The organism is Streptomyces djakartensis (assembly GCF_014651075.1).
Taxonomy (GTDB): domain Bacteria; phylum Actinomycetota; class Actinomycetes; order Streptomycetales; family Streptomycetaceae; genus Streptomyces; species Streptomyces djakartensis.
In genome coordinates this window covers 1-767 of the sequence record NZ_BMWE01000063.1, presented here as the reverse complement: position 1 = coordinate 767, position 767 = coordinate 1, and the positions used below count along the sequence as shown (strand labels likewise).

The window sequence follows — 767 nt, the reverse complement described above, 5'->3', positions numbered from 1 at the left end:
CGGCGGATGGTGTTGAGGCGGGTCAGCAGCGGGGTGATGGTGCGGCCCTCCCGTTCCGCCGTTTCCCAGTCGCGGGGCCTGAGCTGGTATTTCTCCGAGTCCAGGTACTCCTCGCTGCCTTCCCTGAGCGGGGTGTTCTCGCACAGTTCGTAGCCGGAGTAGATGCCCCAGGTGGGCGAGAGGGTGGCCGCCAGGACGGCCCGGACCTCGAAGGCGGGCCGGCCGCCGTGCTGGAGGTAGGCGTGCAGGATGTCGGGGGTGTTGGCGAAGAAGTTCGGCCGCATGTAGGAGGCCGCCTCCCCCGAAAGCTCGGTGAGGTACTGCGTCAGCTCGTCCTTGGTGTTGCGCCAGGTGAAGTAGGTGTAGGACTGCTGGAAGCCGATCTGGGCCAGCGTGTGCATCATCGCCGGGCGGGTGAACGCCTCCGCCAGGAAGATCACGTCGGGGTCGGTGCGGTTGATGTCGGCGATGACCCGCTCCCAGAACACCACCGGCTTGGTGTGCGGGTTGTCGACGCGGAAGATGCGTACCCCGCACTCCATCCAGTGCCGCAGCACCCGCAGCGTCTCGGCGACCAGGCCGTCCATGTCGGCGTCGAAGGCGATGGGGTAGATGTCCTGGTACTTCTTCGGCGGGTTCTCCGCGTAGGCGATGGTGCCGTCGGGGCGGTGGTGGAACCACTCGGGGTGCTTGTGCACCCAGGGGTGGTCGGGGGAGCACTGCAGGGCGAAGTCGAGCGCGATCTCCAGGCCGTGGCCGCGGGCCTG

Annotated in this window: 1 protein-coding gene; it reads right to left on the bottom strand. The window is 67.8% G+C overall.

What is annotated here, in order from left to right:
- The coding region (locus tag IE212_RS34475) for an alpha-amylase family protein (RefSeq protein WP_506005143.1) at positions 1-767 on the bottom strand (767 nt) is incomplete at both ends.